The sequence below is a fragment of the Phytoactinopolyspora endophytica genome, assembly GCF_004138495.1.
GTDB classification, from domain to species: domain Bacteria; phylum Actinomycetota; class Actinomycetes; order Jiangellales; family Jiangellaceae; genus Phytoactinopolyspora; species Phytoactinopolyspora endophytica.
Genome location: NZ_ML142850.1, coordinates 165873 through 167595, shown reverse-complemented (window position 1 = coordinate 167595; position 1723 = coordinate 165873). Strand labels below are relative to the sequence as shown.

Here is a 1723-nt window from a genome sequence, read left to right as displayed (position 1 = left end):
CGTGGTCTGGCGAGCTCAGCCACGGGATGGGCGAGTCGATAATCCCGACTGCGCCCAGCGCCTGGTTCAGGATCCCGCTGTCCTGGTCGAGGATCGAGCGCCAGGTCGCACTGGACACGATCAGCGGAAGCAGCCAGGGGAGCAGCAACAGGGCTCGCAGCACGCCGCTGAGCGGGAACTTGTTCCGGAAGAACATGGCCAGGCCAAGCCCGATGACGAACTGTCCGGCGATCGACCCGGCGGTGAACAGCGCCGTGTTCATCATCGCTTTGCTGAACAGGTCGTCGCTGATCACCGACGTGTAGTTCTGCAGGCCGATCCATGGCGCGTCGCCGGTGAAGAAGGTGGCGAGCGTGTACTCCTGGAACCCCATCAGCAGGTTCTTCACCACGGGGTACCCGAACAGGCACACCATGACGACGGCGGCCGGCGCCATGAACATCAGCTTGGCAAGGCGCTCGTTCCGTCCACCGCGCCCGCGGCGCCGCCGGGCCGTGGCACTCGATGTGCCGGGGCCTCCCGCGCCGCCGGAGCCGCCCGTCGCGGATGGCTGCACCTCGCCGGAAGCGGCGGGCCGGCGTACGTGTGTCTCGGACATGAGCGCTCACCTCCTCGCTTCGACCAGGGGCATCTCGTGCTACCTATCCGTCGGAGGCACGCGTGAACGCGTCCTCGGGCGATGCCTGGTCCGTCAGCGCGAGCTGGATCGCCTCGTAGATCACGGTGGCGGCCTCGGGCCACTCCTCGCCGAGCTGCCCGGTCCGGCTCCGGGCGTTGGAGACCTGCTCGGTGAACGCTTCCATGGACGGGACCAGGTCGACGTACTCGTCCGCGAGCGCGGTCCTGGTCGGCACCGTGAACCGGGACTCAGCGAGCGCGAGCTGGTTCTCCTCGCTGTTGAGACACTCGACGAACTCGGCAGCCTTGGCCTGCTTCGCTTCGTCGCCGGTCAGCGGGACGGTCCAGGCTTCGCCGCCGAGAGGGGCGACGGGAGTCTGGCCCTGTTCGTTGACGGGGAACTGGACGACGTCCCACTCCAGGTCCTCATGGGTGTTCAAGTCCGGGATGTTCCACGGGCCGTTGACCATCATCGCCGCTTTGCCGGCGACGAACTGGTCTTTCACGTCGCCCTGGGTCCAGTTGACCACCGAGTTCGACGCGGATCCGTTCTGAACCAGGTCGACCCAGAGCTGTAGGGCTTCGGAAACCTCCGGGGTGGTGAGATCGGTCTCGTCCCCGCCGTTGGTCCACATGGCGGGGAGGAACTGCCAGCTGCCCTCGTACGTGGCGTTGGCGCTGAACGCGACGCCGTAACGGTCGCCCTCGGTCAGGTCGGCGGCGGCGGAACGCAGCTCGTCCCAGGTGGTCGGCGGCTCGACGCCCTCCTCGTCCAGGACCTCGGCGTTGTAGAAGATGCCGATCGTGTTCACCACCGGTGCCAGCCCGTAGAGCTTGCCGTCATACGACGTGGCGTCGACGATTCCCCGGGCGAACCCGTCCGCGCTGAGCCCGTAGTCGTCGAGCGGGGCGAGAGCGCCAGTGGCGGCGACCTGCTGTACCTCGGGGTTGTCCAACATGAGGATGTCGGGCAGCGTCTTCGACGAGGCCTGCTGCAGAACCTTGGTCATCAGGTCGGCGCCGGGGACGGTCTCGCGCTCCAGCGTGACTCCGAGGTCGTCGGCGCACCGATCGAGGCCTTCCTGGACCAGCGACTTGTCGGGCT

At 67.4% G+C, this 1723-nt stretch carries 1 protein-coding gene and 1 pseudogene; both read right to left on the bottom strand.

Annotated elements, in window-relative coordinates:
- Positions 1 to 598, bottom strand: a pseudogene (locus tag ELR45_RS36840) (carbohydrate ABC transporter permease); the annotation flags it as partial.
- Between the two features lie 43 nt (positions 599 to 641).
- On the bottom strand, positions 642 to 1723 hold a 1082-nt coding region (locus ELR45_RS04105), incomplete at its 5' end, for an ABC transporter substrate-binding protein (protein WP_205855898.1).